Raw genomic sequence first — 19,096 nt, 5'->3', positions numbered from 1 at the left:
AAGCGCTGGCAGAGTTTGCGCGAAAACGCGGGGTGAGCGGCTCTAATCATAATTTGATGTCACAATAAAGAGCTGTTCAGGGTTAGCCGGGCAAAGTCAAGTCGAGGCCAACATACACGCCATATGCGACGAGTTTGTTGCTCTCAAGGTTGGTTTTCGCTGACATAAACGGAATGGAGCGGAAGGCAAGCGCCTTCCGCCGCTTAGGCCTTCAGGCTTTCCAATCCGCCGGTAACGGTGGTCAGGGCGATTTCCTGGACTTCGTAAATGGCGACGCCGTGGATGGTGAAGGGATCGGCGGCGACATAGGCCTCCAGTTCGGCCCTCTCGCCGCGGGCGAAGATGACGCCGCCGGTGCGCGGCACCTTGCGGCCGGAAGCGAGGAACCAGCCTTTGGCATAGCCTTCCTTCACCCAGGCCATATGTGGCTCCATGTGCTTGTCGGCTTCGTCATTGCCCTTGAGGTAGGTGAGCGAGAGGATGAACATTCCATCAATTCCACAGGAGTTGCGCGCGGATCAGGCCGCGCAGGGAGTTTCCAACGTAAAGGGTGCGATCTTTCAGATCGTCGAGCCGGATACGTCCAACGCGGGTCTTGCGCTGGCAGATGAGCTCGGTGCGCAGGACGCCGGCAAGCAGTCCCGCTGATATGGGTGGGGTGCGGAGCGTCTCAGGACCGTCCTCGAGGAAGATCGAGGTGATCGTCCCTTCGCAGACCTCGTCCTTTTCATTGAGGAGCAGCACTTCGTCAGCCTCATCGGCCCGGTATTCCGCGCGGGCCGCTTCATAGACGCCTCGGTGAGTGGTTTTGACACGCAGCAGCTTGTCGGCGGAATCGAGCCGGGTTGCAGCGATGCGGACGCGCCAGACGGTATCGGGCGGCAGTGGGGTGAAGGGGGCTGTCGTTACTTCTGTTTGCCCGTGACGGTCCAGCGTCAACCGAACCCTCAAGGGTGTGGTGGCGCCGGCAACCGCCTGTTCCAGCTTGCCGAGCACGTTCTGCGGCGCGGAAAAGCCGAGGCGGCGGGAGGATCGTTGCAGCCGGGCGAGATGCAAGCGCAGACGCACGAAGCCGGCTTCCGGCTCGTAGCGCAGCGTCTCGATCAGGGAAAAATCCTCTACCGGTCGATCCATCGGTCCCCCACGGCGAAGCGCGCCTTGAGGAGGCATTCTTCATATTCCGCTTCCGCCGTCGAATCGAAGACGATGCCTCCGCCGACATTGAACACCGCGCGGCCGTCTTCGAAAAGCGAGATCGTGCGGATCGCCACCGAAAAACGCATGGCACCCGTCGGCGAAATCATGCCGATCGCACCGCAATAGGCATCGCGGGGGCCATCTTCCAGCTCATGCAGGATTTCCATCGCCCGCATTTTCGGGGCACCGGTGATCGAGCCGCAGGGGAAGAGTGCTGCGAGAATGTCGCGGATGGTCATGTCCGGCAGCAGCCTTGCCTGCACGTGGCTGACCATCTGGTGCAGGGTTGGGTAGGTCTCTATTTCGAAGAGCTTCGGCACATCCAGTGTGCCGACTTCGGTGATGCGGGAGATGTCATTACGCAAAAGGTCGACGATCATGCGGTTTTCGGCCTGCGTCTTCTCGTCGGCAAGCATGGCTGCGATGATCTCACCATCTTCGGCAGCATCCTTGCCGCGCCTGGCCGTGCCCTTCATCGGATGCGTCTCGATCCAGCCATCCTCGTCTGTGCGAAAGAAGAGTTCCGGCGAGCGTGACAGGATGATTGGCCCGCCGAGATCGACGAGCGCGCCGTATTTCACCGGCTGCCGTTCGATCAGCGACCAGAAGGCAGCGCGGGGATCGCCGGTCCACCGGGCGTGGACCGGCATGGTGAGGTTTGCCTGATAGCAGTCACCCAGGCGCAGATGCTGGTGCAGCCTGTCGAAGCGCTCCTTATAAGTCTCGAAATTCCAGGCCGCTTTCGGCTCCGTCAGCAGTTCCTGGTTTTCCACGCGCTGGGCCGGCCGGCCGAGCGGATGGTCAGCTGCAGCAGGGCCGTCGAAGACGCCGTAGCAGAGCAGGGGCGTTTCCCTATTCTCCTCGGCGAAAGGTGCGAGTTTTTCCTCGAAGAGATGGCCGGCCTCATACACCATGTAGCCGGCGAGCCATTGTCCCTGCCGCCTGGCTTCTTCCATCCGATCAAGGGCATCGAAAAATTGCGCGCGCGTATGGGCGACGATGATCTCGGCCGGCTCGGCAAAGATCATCATCTGTCCTGTGCTGTCGTCCCTGAAGAGGACGTAGGGTATGGCATCGGCCATGCGCGGATTTCTATCGGGTTCTTGTTATGTTGATTGTCAGGCTAGGCTGCGCGCGCCGCAACTAGGCGCTTGGCCCCTCACCCTAGCCCTCTCCCCGCAAGCGGGGAGAGGGGACCGATCCGGCATTTGCCGCGCCATTCGTGCCCAAATGATGCGAAGGCTGCTGCCGCTGCTCCCTCTCCCCGCATCGGCGGGGAGAGGGTCGGGGTGAGGGGCCATGCGCGAGGGTGCGGCGATGGCAGACGTGCCTGACCTGCTCCTGCGAGCAGACAGAATTTCAGTTCTTATCTAACGCTTCCAGCTCGTCGATCAGCCCTTCGATCATCGACAGACCCTTGCTCCAGAACGACGGATCGGTGGCGTCGAGGCCGAAAGGCTTCAAAAGTTCGGAATGGTGCTTGGTGCCGCCGGCCTTCAGCAGTTCGAAATACTTCTCCTGGAAGCCCTTTTCAGCATTGCGGTAGACGGCATAGAGCGAGTTCACCAGGCAGTCGCCGAAGGCATAGGCATAGACGTAGAAGGGCGAGTGGATGAAATGGGGGATATAGGCCCAATAGGTCTCGTAGCCCTCGGAGATCTTGATCGCCGGGCCTAAGCTCTCCTCCTGCACCGAGAGCCACAGCTCGCCAATATTATCCGATGTCAGCTCGCCATTCTTGCGGGCAGTGTGCACCTTGCGCTCGAATTCATAGAAGGCGATCTGGCGCACGACCGTATTGATCATGTCCTCGACCTTCTGGGCGAGCATCGCCTTGCGCTCGCGCTTGTCGGTGGTCTTGTCGAGCAGCGCGCGGAAGGTCAGCATCTCGCCGAAGACGGAAGCGGTTTCAGCCAGGGTCAGCGGCGTCTGGCACATCAGCGCGCCCTGGCCGCCGGCCAGCACCTGATGCACCCCGTGGCCGAGCTCGTGCGCCAGCGTCATGACATCGCGCGGCTTGCCCATATAGTTGACCAGCACGTAAGGATGAGCCGACGGCACGGTCGGATGCGCGAAGGCGCCCGGGGCCTTGCCGGGGCGAACCGGCGCATCGATCCATCCCTCATCGAAGAAGCGCTTGGCGATGGCGGCCATTTCGGGTGCGAAATTGCCATAGGCCGATAGCACCGTATCCTTCGCGTCGCTCCAGGGGATCAGCGCATTCGGCGTTTCGGGCAGCGGCGCATTGCGGTCCCAGAAGTTCATCTGGTCCATGCCGAGCCACTTGGCCTTCATCTTGTAATAGCGATGCGAGAGACGCGGATAGGCCTCGCGCACGGCGGCGGCCAGCGCATCCACCACCTCGCGCTCGACGCGGTTGGCCAGATGCCGGCTGTCGGCGATATCTTCGAAGCCGCGCCAGCGATCGGCAATTTCCTTGTCCTTGGCGAGCGTATTGGTGATCAGCGTGAAGGTGCGCAGGTTCGCCTTGAAGGTTTCGGCAAGCGCCATCGCCGCCTTGCGGCGTGCTTCCGGATCCTGGTCCTGCAGCATGTTCAGGGCGACTTCCAGCGGCTGCTTCTCGCCGTCGATCTCGAAGCGCAGCTCAGCCATCGTCTCGTCGAACAGGCGGTTGAAGGCGGCGGCACTCGTCATGGATTTTTCCAGGAACAGCTGCTCGAGCTTGTCATCGAGCTGATGCGGCTTGTCCTTGCGCAGATCGACGATCCACGGGCGATAATGGCCGGCGGCGGGGTCGTTCGCCATGCAGGCATCAACGACAGCATCGTCGATGCGGTTTAATTCGAGCGGGAAGAACAGCAGGTGCGCGGCGTATTCCGTCAGCTTTGCCTGCACATCGCCATAGAGCTTGCCATTGGCCGGATCGATGGTGTTGGAGAAGTAGGTGAGCCCGGCAAACGAGCCGAGGCGACCCATGATATCGTCAAGCGCCTCATACTCCTTGATGGCTGCGCCGATGCCTGCATCGCCTGTCTTGGTGGCGGCTTCGGTAAGCCTGCCCTTCCACTTGTCTTCGAAGGCGACGGCCATCTTGCCGGCCTTTTCCATGTCTCCGATGAATTCGGGGGACGTGGAGGAAGGATAGAGATCGCTTAGCTTCCAGGCTGGCAGGTCTCCAAGCGCCTGGCCGGCCGCCGGGCTTGCCGAGAAATTAATGGGGGAGTGGAGCGAGGTCGGGCTCATGGGCGAAATTTCCTCTGCTTTTATTTTTCGGATCGTCCGATCCGTAGCGTGTCTATTCGGCTGGAAAGCCTGCTGCAAGGCCTGATTTTCCTGCACCGAAGGTTGAATCATAAGCGGTTTTACATTCGTCATAATGATTAAAATGCGATGCTTTGGCAAAACTTCATGTTCAAGCCTTTCTGCGATCTTCGCGTCAGGTTTCGCATGAAGTGAGGCACCAATGACCGTTTACAATAGCGCCAAGGGGGGCGCGCAGATTCTCGTTGTTGAGGATGATCCGATTCAACGCCGTCTGCTGAAGAATGCCATCGAGCGGCACGGACACGTTGCCCATTTGGCAGAAAATGGCCGTCTCGGCCTGGAATTCCTGAAGCGTGGCAACGATCAGATCAATGTGATCGTGCTCGATCTCATGATGCCGGAAATGAACGGCATCGAGTTCCTGGGCGCGCTGAACGATATGGGCATCGACCTGCCCGTCATCGTGCAGACCGGGCAGGGCGGCATCGATACCGTGGTGCAGGCCATGCGGGCCGGCGCCTTCGATTTCGTCGTCAAGCCGGTTTCGCCGGAGCGCATTGCCGCCTCGATCGCCAATGCTCTGAAGCTCGACCAGCGCGAGGCGAAGGCCCGCGCCGGGCGCAAGTCGCGCTCGAGCAGCATCACCTTCGACGACATCGTCTCGGCAAGCCCGGCGATGATGCGGGTGATCGATCTCGCCCATCGCGCGGCGCAATCGAACATCCCGGTGGTGCTTGAAGGCGAATCCGGCGTCGGCAAGGAGCTGGTGGCCCGCGCCATCCAGGCTGCCAGCGACCGTGCCGGCAAGCCGTTCGTGACCGTCAACTGTGGTGCGATCCCGCACAATCTCGTCGAAAGCATCCTGTTCGGCCATGAGAAGGGCGCGTTCACGGGTGCGGCCGAGCGCCATGTCGGCAAATTCATGGAAGCCGATGGCGGCACGCTGTTTCTCGACGAGATCGGCGACCTGCCGCTTGAAGTCCAGGTCAAGCTTCTGCGTGCCGTCCAGCAGGGCGAAATCGAGACCGTGGGCGCGCGCGTCGCGCAGAAGGTCAACGTCCGGCTGATTTCGGCGACCAACAAGGATCTGATCGAAGAGGTCAAGGCCGGGCGGTTCCGCGAGGATCTCTACTATCGGCTCAACGTCTTCCCGATCACCATGCCGGCGCTGCGCCGTCGCAAGGAAGATATTCCGCATCTGGCCCGCGCCTTTGCCGACCGGTTTGCACTGGAGCAGAAGCTCGATCATCCGCTTGGGATCAGCAACGATGCGCTTGCGCTGCTGACCGCCTATGACTGGCCGGGCAATATCCGCCAGCTCGAAAACGCTGTTTTCCGCGCGGTCGTGCTGTCCGAAGGCCCCGAGCTTCTCGACACGGATTTCCCGCAGATCGCCGCACAGCTGCCCGGCTATTTCGCCGCCGAGCATCCGACCTTGGTTGTGGATAATTCGCATGCCTCTTCGGCTGAGCTTCTCGCAGCTGAAAGAAGCGAACGAGTCCCTTACGGGGTTTCGCACGGATCGGCTGCAACCACTCCGCTTGCTTCAGCCGATGCATCGGCCGGTGCTTCCGACAATGTCATCGTCAGCACGAATACATCAGGCGATGTCAGGAAACTGGCGGATGTCGAGGAGGAATTGATCCGATTTGCCCTCAAATTCTATCGTGGGCAGATGAGTCAAGTCGCGAGAAAGCTCGGTATCGGCCGCTCAACTCTCTACCGAAAGTTGAAAGACTACGGCATAGACCCGGATGACCCGCAAAAAAACGCGGCATGAAGGAAAGCTTAACGTTTAGGCAAGCATATTTTGTTACCCGTCGTAAAGCACTTGTTAGTGCATCGTTCACCATGTATGAAGGGGTCGACCATGTGTGGCATTTTTGCCATCGTGTCACCGCAATTGACAGCCATTTGGAACACGATGCGACATTGTCTGTCGGACGGGGATCGAATTGCCGAATTTGAGTGCAAATACCAAGCCTAATAGCTTGAGCTGGCATTCTGCGTGCTCTAACCTATTTAGCAAGGTGGCCAAGGTTGTAGCCGTTGGCCTCCTTGCTTTGGCCGTTTCTACCCCTGTTTTCGTCGGCACTCCCTCTCAGGCAGGCGGTGAAACCCGCAGCCTCAAGATCTACTACGTCCATACCGGCGAGAAGGCCGTTATCACCTACAAGCGCAATGGCAAGTTCGATCCGGACGGCCTGGAGAAGCTGAATCGCATCCTGCGCGACTGGCGCAAGAATCAGCCGACGAAGATGAACCCGCGCCTGTTCGACCTGATCTGGGAAGTCTACCGCGAGAGCGGTTCGCACGAATTCATTTACGTGATCTGCGGTTTCCGTTCGCCGGGCACCAACGAGATGCTGCGCACGCGCTCCGCCCATACCGGCGTTGCCAAGAAGAGCCAGCACATGCTCGGCAACGCGATGGATTTCTATATTCCCGACGTCAAGCTCACCAAGCTGCGCGAAATCGGCATGAAGCTGCAGGTGGGCGGTGTCGGCTACTATCCGACCTCCGGCTCGCCCTTCGTGCATATGGATGTCGGCGGCGTGCGCGCCTGGCCGCGCATGGATCGCCAGGATCTCGTCCGCCTCTTCCCGGATGGCAAGACGATGCATATTCCCGCCGACGGCCGGCCGCTGCCGGGCTATCAGCAGGCAGTTGCCGATTACAAGCGCCGCATGTCGTCCGACGATATCCAGATCGCCAGCTCCTCTTCGCCGCGCCGCGGCTTCTTTGCCCGCCTGTTCGGTGGTGGCGGTGCGGATGAGGAAGAGGACAATGCAGATAGCGGAACGACGGCGGCACCGGTGGCTGTCGCCTCGGTTGCGCGGAAGGGCCAGCCGGTTCCGGCTGCCGGTGATGATGGTGACGATAGTGCCGCTCCGGCTCCGGCCCAGGTTCAGGTTGCCAGCGTAAACGCGCCTGTCCCGCAGGTTCGCCCGGCATTTGGCAATCAGCCTGCCGGCAGCGATGTGGCTTCCGCTCTCGTCTCGCCGTCGCGTAACGCGGCGCAGGATGCGCTTGCCGCCGCCATGCCGGATACGGGCGATCAGCCGCAATATGCCGACCTTCGCTCCTATCATGTGCCCGTCCCAGCCCTGCTTGACCGCCGTTCGCCCGGCGATGCCGAAGTGGCATCGGCCGAGGCTGATATGAAAGGCCAGCTGGCTGCCGTTCCGGTGCCGGCGCAGCGTCCGGAGGTGGCTGAAAGCCTTCTGGCTGCTGCCGATGCCGATCAGGAAGCTGCCGACGACCAGGCTGATGCAGGCGCACTTTCGCCTTCGGTCATTGCGGCTCTCGAGCAAAGCCGCCCTGATCGATCGGATGGCAACAATGCCGTTCCGGTGATGCAGCCGTCGAACAATGTCGCCTCTAAGGATCAACTGGCGCCTGCAGGCAACGGCATGGCTGCCGGTAACGATGCGGCGCAGGCAATTGCCGCCGTCCTGCCGCAGCAGAGGCCGGCACAGCAAATGCCGATGCAGGTGGCCGCGCTTGCACCGGTCCGCAACGAGGTGAAGGCCAGCAGCCGTCGCTTCAACGACGGGTTCGAGCCGACAACGCCGCAGGAACGTCCGATTGCCGCCGGTATCGCGACCAAGGGCGGCCGGCCGAACAAGCAGGATGCCGTCGTGGCCGATTCGGGCCGGGCAACGGTGACGACTGCGCCGACGCTGACGGAGAAGATGATCTCGCAATGGGCGATCGCAAAGGCCCGGGTCGAGATTGTGAACCGCCCGGTCAAGGCGCCGCGCTTCGTGAGCCCGACGCTCCGTGCCCAGCCGACTGCCGTTTACACGGATGGTTTCAAGGTGCAGACGGCATCGATTGATCCCGAACGCTTCAGCGGAAGTGCAGTGAATTTCCTTCAGGTGAAGAAGTTCAATTCGGTCGAATAGGCCAGGCATCAACTTCAGCGTGATTTCAGGGAGCCCGTTTGGGCTCCTTTCTGATTCGGCAGGATGCTGTCCATTTGCGATCGCAATCCGGTTTGCGCGGCCTACGGGCTGCATGCAAATTTGAGCTGAAGCGCGGTTTTCAGGCACTGCTGTTGCTTGCAAGTGACATTGCGACGGCTTTCAGATTCGTGTCAGGATTTATGCATCCTTCCCTGATCCGCCATTCAGTTTGGCTTCATTTGGCTCCGTTAGGTCGGCGATTTCAGACCTGATGGATATTCATATTTGACCCTTAAGACGGCAATCATCATTGGCAATGGCAAGCTGCAGCGTGACCTCTCGGAGGTCGTGGACAATGCAGAATTTGCGATGCGTTTCAACGAGCCGAAGGCCTCGATCGGCATGAGCGGTTCACGCACCGATATTCTCATGCTTGCAGCTTCCAGCAAGCCCATGCAGCGCCGATTGACGGACCCGACCTTCCTGACCAGTGCGACGTTCACGGCAGCCAAAGAGGTCGTGCTTGCCTATCATCCCGATATCATCCGCAAGTATCACCCCAAGCCCAATCTATTCTCACGCCTGAAAGGCAGAAGAAGCGATTGGACGATGCGGACCATCGAATTGGTCGGTGCTGCCGGCAAGGAAGTCCGCATCATGCCGCCGCAGTTCTACACCGAGGGCTGTGAGGAACTCGGCGTGACCCAGTGCCGGATGCACCAGCTCTTCCCGAGCACCGGCTTCTTCGGCATCCGATACGTGCTGTCACGATTGCCCGCCGACGAGTGGGAGGTGAAGCTGTGCGGTTTCAGCTGGGAAGGGTGGAAACGTCATGCCTGGCTGGATGAACGCCGCTGGGTTGAAGACAAGATGGCGAGCGGCCGCATCAGCATGCTCGTCTAGCCTTCCTTCAGTTGTTCAGAGCAGTTGAAAACAACCATTTTCAGTTTCGCCTCAGGTTTGCCTAAGCTCGCTTTCATTCAGGATTGCTAGAGCCTCGCGAAATATGATCTCGAGGTACCCATTCATGCAAGCCCACGAATTCAACCCGTCTTCGGCGATGCCGCTCGAAAGATCTCATACGGGATTCGAGTTCGCTCCTGCGTCCAATCCGGCCGGCGTTGTTCTGGACACGCCCGGCCAACCCGTCATTCGTGGCTTCATCATCCATCTGGATCGCGCCCGTGATCGCATGCCGCAGGTCGAAAGGCTTGCTGCAAAGCTTCCGGTGCAAAGCGAGATCATCGAGGCAGTCGATGGCCGCACTCTGAGTGCCGCCGAGATCGACAGCGTCTATCGTCCTCGGCTGCAGAAGCCATATTATCCGTTTGCCATGAGCACCGGCGAGATCGCCTGCTTTCTGTCGCATCGCAAGGCCTGGGCTGCGATCGTCGAGCAGAATGTCGATGCAGGTCTCATCTTCGAGGATGATGTCGAGATCGACGATGCATTCCATGCGGCTTTTGCCGCCGCCAAGGCCTGCCTGAAGCCAGGCTCTTTTATTCGCTTCCCGTTTCGCATGGGCAAGGAGCATGGCAGACGTATTCTTTCTCAGGGAGAGACTGATGTCATTCAGCCGACACGGATCGGTCTCGGCATGGTGGCCCAGCTCGTCAGCCGCGATGCCGCTATCCGCCTGCTGGAGGCGACCTCCGTATTCGATCGGCCTGTCGATACCACCGTGCAGATGAGCTGGTTTACCCACGTTTCACCATTGGCGGTCCTGCCTGGCGGCGTGCGCGAAATTTCCCCGCAGCTCGGCGGCAGCACCATCAAGAGCCACAAGACGCTCATGGAGAGGCTTTCGAGAGAGGTGTTGCGACCACTTTATCGTGCGAAGATCGCTCTTCGCTCGCGCCGCATCATCTGAGACGATCCATCGTGCCCGTTCCTATCCTCGCATATCATCAGATTGCTGTGCCGCCGTCGCGCAAGGCGGCGTTCAGAAGCATGGTCGTCCATCCCGAAGCCTTCCGCCGTCAGATGGAATGGCTGAAAAAGCTTGGAATTCAGGGTATATCGCTGCGTGAGGCAATGCCTTACATCCGGGGCGGGAAGACCGGTAAAGTCGCTGCCATCACCTTCGATGACAGCTACGCTAATGTCTATGAGAACGCCTTGCCCGTGTTGCAGGAGTTCGGCTTCACCGCCACGAATTTCGTTGTGGCGAACCAGATCGGCGGCAGCAATATCTGGGATGCCCCCCTTGGTGTGGCGCAGGCGTCTTGCATGTCGGTCGAGCAGCTGAAGCATTGGCACAGTCTGGGGCATGAGGTGGGATCGCATACGCTGGATCACGTTCGCCTGCCGCAATTGCCCATGGAAGAGGCGCGCCGTCAGATCACGCATTCGCGCGAACTGCTCGAAGATTTGCTCGATGAGGGCGTTTCGTCCTTCTGCTTTCCCTATGGCGACGAAACGCCGCTCGATCGCGTGCTTGCCTATGAAGCCGGTTACAGCGCCGCAACGACGACACGCCGCGGTCGGGCACGGCCGGGCGACGATCCGTTCGGTCTGCCGCGCGCGACCATCCGGCGCAACGACAGCTGGCTGCATTTCGTCAAGAAGTGCGTCGTCGGATAGCCGGCCGGCCCCCTGTGATCAGGGCGCGACCGTAAAGCTGTAGCTGCCGTTGGTCTTGTGACCATCGGTGGAAAGCACGCTCCATTTGACGGTGTATTTGCCGGGCACGAACCTGTCGCTGACGGGTATTGTCAGCGTTTTACCGCCGTCCGTCAGCGCGGCGCTGCCGGTCTTGATCGTCTTCTTGTCCGGCCCGGTGATTGTAGCACCGCTGAATTTCAGATTGAGGCTTTCGGTGAAGCTGAGATCGAGCACCGAAGGTGCCTGCCTGACGGTGCTATCTGCGGCAGGCGCGGAGATTTTCAGGTGGGCATGCGCAAGGGCCTGGCCCGCGAGAGCGATAGTCACCGTGGCCGTGGCAAGAAGCAGCATCTTCATCCGAGGCATTTTGTCTCCCTTTCTGCTTTGTCGGCTGCGGCTGCAGTCATGGGTGCTTTTTCGGCGCGAGGTCGGCAGTCGGATGACCATTGCCGTCGCTGAGTGTGTAAGGTCCGCCGACATGGTTCTGTGCCGTTGCCGCCGGCGGCATGAGGGTCCAGGTGAAATAAGCGATCAGACCGCAGACGCCGAGCAGGAAGACGGTGAGGATTGCCGGAATGGACCACTCCTTGGTGAACATCGGCGTTTGCGGACGGGACTTGAAAGAGGCGCGGCGCCCGGCCGCCGTCTTATTGAGCTGTGTCGGCATGGTCGCCTCCAAGGCTATGTGTCTGGATCGGAGCAAGGGTGTCGACGTCGGTCGTCTCGGCAGGGTGGGGGCCGAAGGCTGCGCGATGGCATATCAATCGGATCATCATCAGTTTCCTTGGGAGAGTTCTGCGCCTCGTGGCAAATGCTGCCTGCGAGGCATTTCATGGCAAGATGCTTGCCGGCGTGGCGCGGAGGATGATCCTCCGTCGGCACGAAGGCTGCCGGCCAGGCGACTGCGGCATCGGTCGCAGCGCAGGCTCAGGCAGGCGTTTGGAACGCCGGCGGGGCGCGTGGTCCGCAATTCGGCGGATGGAGCTGGCGGCGGAATATCGCGGTTTGGAGTGTGACCGGACCTTGCCGCACAGACGCGAGATGGTCGCACACTTCGGCCGGTGGATAGGGCAGGAGCGCTGCGGCGGAAATCCGGCAGGCCTCGCAGCCCAGCATGTGGGCCTTGCCGTGCTGCTTGCCGTCGGGCGCCGTTTCGGTGGTGCAGATGATGGGCAGGCTTCCATCCGGCAAGCGATACTGGGCAAGCTCCAGGGGACGTGGTTCGGCGGCGCTGGCCACGGCTGGATGATGCGCGAAACCGACCGACATCAACGCGACGGCGCATAGAATGCGCATCAGTTCTTGCGTTGTTGCGAAGATCCGCTTCTGCACGATCTTTCCTCATTATCTGCCTGGATGAAGCACGTACGACATTCGCCGTTTCAGCTCAATGCGGCAATTTGGTATCCCTGTCGCCAGGCCCGTTTACAGGCCGCGCCGAGGTCGGCTACAGATGGTCGCAGGGGTTCGCGTCGGCGGATTGGCGAGCCTCATATCACCAAGTCGCGCGGCTGGATTATTCTCCAGCGCTTGCGCGAAGAGGAATTGGAATGCCCATCGAATCCTGGAGAGGCGGCGAGGTCGACGTTGCGGTGATTGGTGCCGGAGCGGCAGGAGTGAGCGCTGCCCGGCAGCTGCAACTGCTTCGGCCGGATCTTTCGATCGTCTTGCTCGAAGCGTCCGATCGCGTCGGTGGCCGCGCCCGCTCGATCCATCCGTTCGGTGCCGCCGCGCTCGATCTCGGCTGCGGCTGGCTGCATGGCGCGCGCACCAACGCCTGGACGGGCATTGCCGAGGAAGTGGGTCTGACCGTCGATCGCACGCCCGCGCCCTGGAGCGATGGCGGCCATCGGCTGGAGCAGGACGATCCCGATGCAAAGGCTGCGGCTGCCGCCATCAACGATTTTTTCGGACGGGTCTATGAGTATGAAGGCGATGAAGATGCCGATCTGTCGGTGTTGGTCTCTCCGGACGATCCATGGAAAGAGCGGATTTATGCCATCGGCACCTTTATGACCGGGGGCGAACTCGACAAGTCCTCCATAATCGATCTTGGTCGCTACGATCCCGGCCCGGGTCCGGACTGGCGCGTGCGGCAGGGCTATGGAACGCTTGTTGAGACCTACGGCCTGGCGGTGCCGACCGTCCTGGGCGCCGAGGTCAACCGCATCGACCACAGCGGCGCCGATCATGTCGTGCTTTCGACCGGCAAGGGTGAATTGCGAGCCAAGGCCGTTATCGTTGCTGTGTCGACCCATGTGCTCAGTGCCGGGCGCATCACCTTCTGGCCGCCGTTGCCGGAAAAGATTGAGGCGGCTGCGCGCCTGCCGCTCGGCCTTGCGAACAAGCTGTTCATTCGCACTGCCGAGCCGGAGATGTTTCCGGACGACACGCATGTCATGGGGGCGCCGGGCAGCCGCCGGACAGGCGGCTATCAGCTCAAGCCCTTCGGCCTTCCCGTGATCGAAGCCTATTTCGCCGCCGATCTCGCGCTTGATCTGGAGCGTCAGGGCATGGACGCCGCGTTCGCCTTTTCGGTGGAGCAGTTGAAGCGGGTCTTCGGCTCCGATGTCGGCACAAAACTATCGCCCTTCGTCATGTCCGCCTGGGCCAGCGAGCCCTTCGTCGGCGGTTCATATTCCTACGCGACGCCGGGCGCATCGGACCTTCGTGGGGTCTTGGCGGCTCCGCGCGATGATCGTCTCTTCTTCGCGGGAGAGGCCTGTTCGAGGGCGCGCTACTCGACCGCGCATGGCGCCTATGAGACGGGTGTTGCGGCTGCGGAGGCTGTTGCAAAAGTGCTGTGATAGATGCCCGATTGAGGGGCTAAGCCGGCTTTGGCCGGGAAATGGCGATTTGCCTCATAAATTTATAAAAATCACTCTTAAACTTGCGTGGGAACAGGCGTAAACGCAATCAAATACCACCTGATTTGATTTAAACCATCCCCAGGGAGATGGGCGGCGAAAGCCGCGACAAATGAAGCATTGGAGGAGCCATGAGCAGCGGCGACAAATTAACCTTCGCCATCGAGAAAAATCCGAATCCGGCAACCGCCAGCGAACGCGAAGCGCTGATGCAGAATCCGGGTTTCGGTCGCATCTTCACCGATCATATGGTGACGATCCGCTATTCGCAGGATCGCGGCTGGCATAGCGCCAAGATCGAGGCGCGCAAGGCGTTGCCTCTCGATCCGGCGACCGTGGTGCTCCATTATGCGCAGGAAATCTTCGAAGGCATGAAGGCCTATCACCTGCCCGACGGTGGGGCGGCGCTCTTCCGTCCGAGCGCCAATGCGCGCCGTTTCCAGAATTCGGCCGAACGGCTGGCGATGCCACGTCTGCCGGAAGAGCTGTTTGTCGAGTCCGTCCGCGAGCTGGTCAAGATCGAGCGTGACTGGATCCCGACCGCCGAGGGTTCATCGCTTTATCTCCGGCCGTTCCTGATCGGTACGGAAGTCGCGCTCGGCACGAAGCCGTCGTCCGATTACCTCTATTGCGTCGTCGCTTCTCCGGTCGCTTCCTTCTTCAAGGGCGGCGGATCGGCCGTCACGCTCTGGGTTTCCGAGAATTTCACCCGCGCTGCTCCTGGGGGCACGGGTGCTGCCAAGTGCGGCGGCAACTATGCCGCTAGCCTTGCCGCATTGGCTGAAGGCCAGCGTGAGGGCTGCGATCAGGTGGTCTTCCTCGATGCCGTTGAAAAGCGCTGGATCGAGGAGCTTGGCGGCATGAACGTCTTCTTCGTCTTTGACGATGGCTCCCTGCAGACGCCGCCGCTGACCGGAACGATCCTGCCGGGCATTACCCGCGACTCCCTCATCAAGCTCGGGCGCGACATGGGCCTGACGGTGCGCGAAGAGCCCTATTCGATCGAGCAGTGGCACGCCGACGCCGAAAGCGGACGTCTGCGCGAATCCTTTGCCTGCGGCACGGCGGCTGTTGTGACACCGATCGGCAAGGTGAAGGGCCGTAAACACTCATTCACCATCGGCGACGGCAATGCCGGCGCTACGACACAGCGTCTGAAGGCCGCGCTGACCGATATTCAGTTCGGCCGCGCGCCGGACAAGAACGAGTGGCTGGACCGCCTGTTCTAAGCGGACCATCGACCGATATCCGGCGGGAAATGCATGTGAGCTCTCCCGCCGGCTCTGACATAAAGAGCGGTTCAGCTTTTCGCGGAATCTCTGAACCGCTCCATCTCCTTGCTTCACGCAAATCCGGACGGAAAATCGCTACGCACTTTTCCTGGAATTGCACCGGAGATCGCATAGTCACCCGAACCATCGGAGTTGTTATGATGACCAACGTCAGCGAACGTCCCGGCGCCGAGCCGGGCGAGGCGATCGGCTTTGTCGGTCTCGGCGTCATGGGCCAGCCGATGGCCCTCAATCTGGCAAAGGCCGGTACGAAGCTCGTGGTCTGGAATCGCTCGTCCGCCGCCGCCGATCCGTTGCGCGAGGCCGGTGCGGCTGTCGCTGCAAGCGTCGAGGAGGTGTTCGCGCGCACCCGCATCGTCATCCTCATGCTGGTCAATGAAACGGTACTGGACGAGGTGCTGCGGCGCGGGACGCCAGATTTCATCAAGCTGGTCTCAGGTCATATTGTCGTGTCGATGGGCTCCAATCCGCCCGACTATTCGCGCGGGCTTGCCGCGGATATTCTCGCGGCCGGCGGGCGCTATGTCGAGGCGCCGGTTTCGGGCTCTCGAAAACCTGCCGAGACGGCGCAGCTCGTCGCGCTCCTCGGTGGCGATGCCGAGGCGGTTGCCGAGGTGCGGCCGCTGCTGGCGCCGATGTGCCGCGAAACGATCCTGTGCGGCGCGGTCGGCAATGCGCTCCTGATGAAGCTGACCGTCAATCTCTACCTCTGCACGATGTTGGCGGGGCTGGCCGAGGCCGCGCATTTTGCCGAAAGCAACGGGCTCGATCTCAAGACGTTCCAGGCTGCCATCGATTCCGGCCCCATGGCCAGCGATCTGACGCGCGTGAAAATACCGAAGCTTATCGCGCAGGATTTTTCAGTGCAGGCGGCAACGGCCGATGCCTTCAACAGTACGAAACTGATTGCCGAGGCGGCACGCGCCGCCGGCATGGCATCGCCGGTCCTCGATCTCTGCCGCATTCTCTATGGCGAGAGTGTTGAACTCGGCAATGGCCGGCTCGATATGATGTCGGTGGTCAAGGCCATCGAGGCCCGCACCGCGGCGCTTGGTCGCTCCTCGTAAAGCGCGACCTGATGCCTATGTTGAGCTGAGGTTTCAACAGACATTCCTGAAAGGAAAACGGACATGTCTGCCCTTAAGGACAGCAATCTTTTTCAAAAGCTTGGCTTGAAGCATCCCTTGATCGTCGCGCCCATGGCCGGTGGTCCCTCGTCGGTGGAGCTCACGGCCGCAGCTTCGGCCGCCGGCGCACTTGGCGCCATGGGCGGCGCCTATTCCAATGGTGCGGCCATCGAAGCCTTTGCGGCGCAAGTGCGCGAGCGGACCGACAAGCCGTTTTCGATCAATCTCTTCATCCCGCATTCGATTCCGGAGGTTGCGGCCGATCGGGTCCGCCGCGCGGTGGAGGCGACTGCGCGATATCGTCAGGAGTTGGAGCTGCCTGCGCCACAGCTGGCTCCTCCCTATGAAGAGGATTTCGACGGGCAATTTGAAACTGTTTTGCGTATCAAGCCGGCCTGTTTCAGCTTCGTCTTCGGTCTGCTTTCCGCCGATCATGTCCGCGAAGCGAAAAAGGCCGGCCTTCCGCTGATCGGCACGGCGACAACGCTCGAGGAGTCGAGGGCGCTGGAAGAGAGCGGCGTCGATGCGATCACGCTGCAGGGCTTCGAGGCCGGCGGTCATCGCGGAATTTTCGGCGCCCAGGCCGCCGATCCGGAAATCGGCCTTCGCGACCTGCTTGCGCAATGCGTCGGCACCATTCGCGTGCCGCTGATCGCAGCCGGCGGCATCATGACGGCTGCGGATATCCGCGCGGCGCTGCAGGCGGGTGCACAGGCCGTGCAGATCGGCACGGCCTTTCTGGCCTGCGCGGAAGCCGGAACCTCGGCGCCCTATCGCAAGAAGCTTCTCGGATCGCCGGAGCGCAGGACGCGGACGACGCGTGCCTTTTCGGGCCGTTTCGCGCGGGGGATCGAGAACCGCTTCATGAACGAGATGGATGGAAGGTCCGACGCCATCCTTCCCTTTCCAGCGCAAAACAAGTTCACGCGTGACATGCGCGGCGCCTCGACGGCGAAGGGATCATCGGATTTCCTGTCGCTATGGTCGGGAACCGGCAAGGGCGAACTCTGGCAGGGTGGCGCAGCCGATCTGATCGCTCGCCTTTTTCCTGAATAACAGTTTCTTCGTACAGATAAAAAGAAAGGAGCCGGCATGCCGGCTCCCGATCATCTCGCAAGGCTGTCGAAAGCCTTGATTATTCCATGCCGAGTGCGGCCATGTAGGTCTGCAGGATGGATTCTTCTTCCAGACGCTCATTCGCGTCCTTCTTGCGAAGGCGGATGATGGTGCGGATTGCCTTGGTGTCGTAGCCGCGGCCCTTGGCCTCGCCCATGACGTCCTTGATGTCGGAGCCAATCGCGGCCTTTTCTTCTTCGAGGCGCTCGATGCGCTCGATGAATTGACGCAGTTCCGCCGCCGCCACGTTCTCGACGCTGTTCTCTTCCATGCAATTCTCCTAAAGGGTCTCAAAGGGGTCGCTTGCAGCCCGTCGCGGATGAGATCGGCCGGTCACCGATACGGCACATCGCTTCGTGGCTTGCGCGGTATTTCGAATTCGATCGGGCAGTTGACGTGCCGCGAATGGCGCGCAAGGTCAAGCCGAATTGGTGAAGGGAGCGTTAATCTTTCGGCTTGTTCTGCTCGAAAGCCGCTTTTTGCACAGGAGAGGCTTCCTTCTGGTGCAGGTTCTTCCAATCCTCGTAGGGCATGCCGTAGATCACCTCGCGCGACTCATCCTTGCTGACGGGCAGCCCGGCCTCTTCGGCCGCTTCGCGATACCAGTTGGAAAGGCAGTTGCGGCAGAAGCCGGCGAGGTTCATCAGGTCGATGTTCTGAACGTCGCTGCGCTCGCGCAAATGCGAAACGAGGCGGCGGAAAGCGGCGGCCTCAAGCTCGGTTTCCTGTTCCTTGGTGAGTGTGGTCATCTCTATTCTCCCGAGTTCGCTTGCCGCGTCATGCCTCGTAAGGACCGGTGCGCGAAGGATAGCGTTTGTATTCATGCAGGGCCGGATCGGCGTTGATCTCTGCGAAGATCGGTGCCAGGCGATCGGCCCATTCGAGAATGCCGGTCTCGTCACCGATCAGATCCTGGCGGACCTCCAGCAGCGCATGCGCAATGCCCTTCGTCATGCAATGGCGGAACATGGTGTCGTTGCGCAGGGCGCCGTCGTAAGGCTCGTTATCTCCGATAACGAGATCGGTATCGGCGCCAAGCTTTGCAAGGAGCGGCACGACGGCGCGCTCGTCGCTGTCCCAGAGCACGCTCGCATGCCAGGGGCGCGGCACGCCTTTCCAGGCCGGCGTGAAGGAATGCAGCGACAGAACCAGGGGCGCCTTGCCGGTCGCTTCCGCCACTGCGGAAATCGTCTCGTCGACCGCCTGATGATAGGGCCGGTGGAAGGCCTCGATGCGGTAGTTCCATTCGTCATCGGTGATCGGATGATTGCCTGGGATGATCGCGCCATCCGAGATCTTCATGATGAGCGTCGGATCGTCTTCGCCGCGGTTCGGATCGATCAGCAGCCGGGAAAAGCCGCCAAGCACGCCCGGCACATCGAGCCGAGTGCAGAGATGGCGGCACAGGCCCTCGATGCCGATGTCATAGGCGATGTGGCGGGAAAAGGCGGTTTCCGGCAGGCCGAGGCGGCCGTAGCGTGCGGGCAGATGCCGCATGGCATGGTCGCCGAGGATGACCATGCCTTTGTCACGATTGCCGGGTATGAATTCAAACGGTCTGAAATCGGTCATGCGGATTGTCGATTATTGAAATTTTCAACTCTTTGTTTGATTGCATGTGCGGATGGAAGGTGCAAGGTTCGCAACTTCGATCGGATGAGGAGCGGCGCATGGTGCCGTCACCATCCCGTGAAGAAAATATAATCGATTAGAGTTGCGTTGACATTCATGGGATGGCGGCGCAAGAAGACGCAACAACG

18 protein-coding genes and 2 pseudogenes are annotated in these 19,096 nt (G+C 60.8%); 10 read left to right on the top strand and 10 right to left on the bottom strand.

What is annotated here, in order from left to right:
- Positions 1-203: 203 nt before the first annotated feature.
- From GA0061103_RS15105 to GA0061103_RS15090, 4 genes are all read right to left on the bottom strand, one after another.
- Positions 204-488: a YciI family protein gene (locus tag GA0061103_RS15105; RefSeq protein WP_092712408.1), complete on the bottom strand. Its 285-nt coding sequence runs from the start codon at positions 486-488 to the stop codon at positions 204-206.
- 4 nt (positions 489-492) lie between these two features.
- Positions 493-1,134, bottom strand: coding sequence for an aminotransferase class IV family protein (locus tag GA0061103_RS15100; protein WP_092712406.1), 642 nt, complete (start codon positions 1,132-1,134; stop codon positions 493-495).
- A complete protein-coding gene (locus GA0061103_RS15095) occupies positions 1,119-2,279 on the bottom strand; it encodes an aminodeoxychorismate synthase component I (protein ID WP_092712404.1) in 1,161 nt (386 codons plus the stop codon). The genes GA0061103_RS15100 and GA0061103_RS15095 overlap by 16 nt, the downstream gene beginning before the upstream one ends.
- 277 nt (positions 2,280-2,556) lie before the next feature.
- Entirely contained in the window at positions 2,557-4,401 is a 1,845-nt protein-coding gene (locus GA0061103_RS15090; RefSeq protein ID WP_092712403.1) for a M3 family oligoendopeptidase, read from the bottom strand.
- Between the two features lie 220 nt (positions 4,402-4,621).
- On the opposite strand from GA0061103_RS15090, the pseudogene GA0061103_RS15085 reads away from it, so the two are divergent.
- The 6 genes and pseudogenes from GA0061103_RS15085 to GA0061103_RS15065 form a co-directional block, all read left to right on the top strand.
- Positions 4,622-5,873 (top strand): annotated as a pseudogene (locus tag GA0061103_RS15085) (sigma-54-dependent transcriptional regulator); the annotation flags it as partial.
- Between the two features lie 116 nt (positions 5,874-5,989).
- A pseudogene (locus GA0061103_RS35655) lies at positions 5,990-6,202 on the top strand (helix-turn-helix domain-containing protein); the annotation flags it as partial.
- A gap of 175 nt (positions 6,203-6,377) precedes the next feature.
- Positions 6,378-8,330, top strand: coding sequence for a peptidoglycan L,D-endopeptidase MepK (locus GA0061103_RS15080; RefSeq protein ID WP_092712399.1), 1,953 nt, complete (start codon positions 6,378-6,380; stop codon positions 8,328-8,330).
- Between the two features lie 285 nt (positions 8,331-8,615).
- Complete coding sequence (locus GA0061103_RS15075; protein ID WP_092712397.1) at positions 8,616-9,233, top strand: hypothetical protein; 618 nt, start codon at positions 8,616-8,618, stop codon at positions 9,231-9,233.
- A gap of 124 nt (positions 9,234-9,357) precedes the next feature.
- Entirely contained in the window at positions 9,358-10,200 is an 843-nt protein-coding gene (locus GA0061103_RS15070) for a glycosyltransferase family 25 protein (RefSeq protein WP_092712396.1), read from the top strand.
- An 11-nt stretch (positions 10,201-10,211) separates the two neighbouring features.
- Complete coding sequence (locus tag GA0061103_RS15065; protein ID WP_092712394.1) at positions 10,212-10,913, top strand: polysaccharide deacetylase family protein; 702 nt, start codon at positions 10,212-10,214, stop codon at positions 10,911-10,913.
- Positions 10,914-10,931: 18 nt separating this feature from the next.
- Here GA0061103_RS15065 and copC read toward each other — a convergent pair whose 3' ends face one another.
- From copC to GA0061103_RS15050, 3 genes are all read right to left on the bottom strand, one after another.
- Entirely contained in the window at positions 10,932-11,300 is a 369-nt protein-coding gene (gene copC / locus GA0061103_RS15060; protein ID WP_092712392.1) for a copper homeostasis periplasmic binding protein CopC, read from the bottom strand.
- Between the two features lie 37 nt (positions 11,301-11,337).
- Positions 11,338-11,601 (bottom strand): hypothetical protein, encoded by a 264-nt coding sequence (locus GA0061103_RS15055; RefSeq protein ID WP_092712390.1) that lies wholly within the window; start codon positions 11,599-11,601, stop codon positions 11,338-11,340.
- A 260-nt stretch (positions 11,602-11,861) separates the two neighbouring features.
- The gene (locus tag GA0061103_RS15050) at positions 11,862-12,230 is read right to left on the bottom strand and encodes a hypothetical protein (RefSeq protein ID WP_092712824.1); all 369 of its coding nucleotides are present in this window, start codon (positions 12,228-12,230) and stop codon (positions 11,862-11,864) included.
- A gap of 254 nt (positions 12,231-12,484) precedes the next feature.
- Between GA0061103_RS15050 and GA0061103_RS15045 the strand changes: the two genes are divergently transcribed.
- The 4 genes from GA0061103_RS15045 to GA0061103_RS15030 all read left to right on the top strand — a co-directional run bounded on the left by GA0061103_RS15045 (position 12,485) and on the right by GA0061103_RS15030 (position 17,276).
- Positions 12,485-13,741 carry a flavin monoamine oxidase family protein gene (locus GA0061103_RS15045; RefSeq protein ID WP_092712388.1) on the top strand — a complete coding sequence of 419 codons (1,257 nt, stop codon included), beginning with the start codon at positions 12,485-12,487 and terminating at the stop codon, positions 13,739-13,741.
- Positions 13,742-13,932: 191 nt separating this feature from the next.
- Positions 13,933-15,030, top strand: a complete 1,098-nt coding sequence (locus GA0061103_RS15040) for a branched-chain amino acid aminotransferase (protein ID WP_092712386.1) — start codon at positions 13,933-13,935, stop codon at positions 15,028-15,030.
- Positions 15,031-15,230: 200 nt separating this feature from the next.
- Positions 15,231-16,160, top strand: a complete 930-nt coding sequence (locus GA0061103_RS15035) for an NAD(P)-dependent oxidoreductase (RefSeq protein ID WP_092712384.1) — start codon at positions 15,231-15,233, stop codon at positions 16,158-16,160.
- A gap of 63 nt (positions 16,161-16,223) precedes the next feature.
- The gene (locus tag GA0061103_RS15030; RefSeq protein WP_092712383.1) at positions 16,224-17,276 is read left to right on the top strand and encodes an NAD(P)H-dependent flavin oxidoreductase; all 1,053 of its coding nucleotides are present in this window, start codon (positions 16,224-16,226) and stop codon (positions 17,274-17,276) included.
- Positions 17,277-17,355: 79 nt separating this feature from the next.
- On the opposite strand, the gene GA0061103_RS15025 is transcribed toward GA0061103_RS15030, so the two are convergent.
- From GA0061103_RS15025 to GA0061103_RS15015, 3 genes are all read right to left on the bottom strand, one after another.
- A complete protein-coding gene (locus GA0061103_RS15025; RefSeq protein WP_015341059.1) occupies positions 17,356-17,607 on the bottom strand; it encodes a DUF2312 domain-containing protein in 252 nt (83 codons plus the stop codon).
- A gap of 172 nt (positions 17,608-17,779) precedes the next feature.
- Positions 17,780-18,085 (bottom strand): DUF1244 domain-containing protein, encoded by a 306-nt coding sequence (locus GA0061103_RS15020; protein ID WP_092712381.1) that lies wholly within the window; start codon positions 18,083-18,085, stop codon positions 17,780-17,782.
- 28 nt (positions 18,086-18,113) lie between these two features.
- On the bottom strand, positions 18,114-18,908 hold the full coding sequence (locus GA0061103_RS15015) for an N-formylglutamate amidohydrolase (RefSeq protein ID WP_092712380.1): 795 nt from the start codon (positions 18,906-18,908) through the stop codon (positions 18,114-18,116).
- Positions 18,909-19,096: the final 188 nt, after the last annotated feature.

This window comes from Martinezella multihospitum, assembly GCF_900094585.1.
GTDB lineage: Bacteria > Pseudomonadota > Alphaproteobacteria > Rhizobiales > Rhizobiaceae > Rhizobium > Rhizobium multihospitium.
This window is presented reverse-complemented; position numbering and strand designations above follow the sequence as displayed.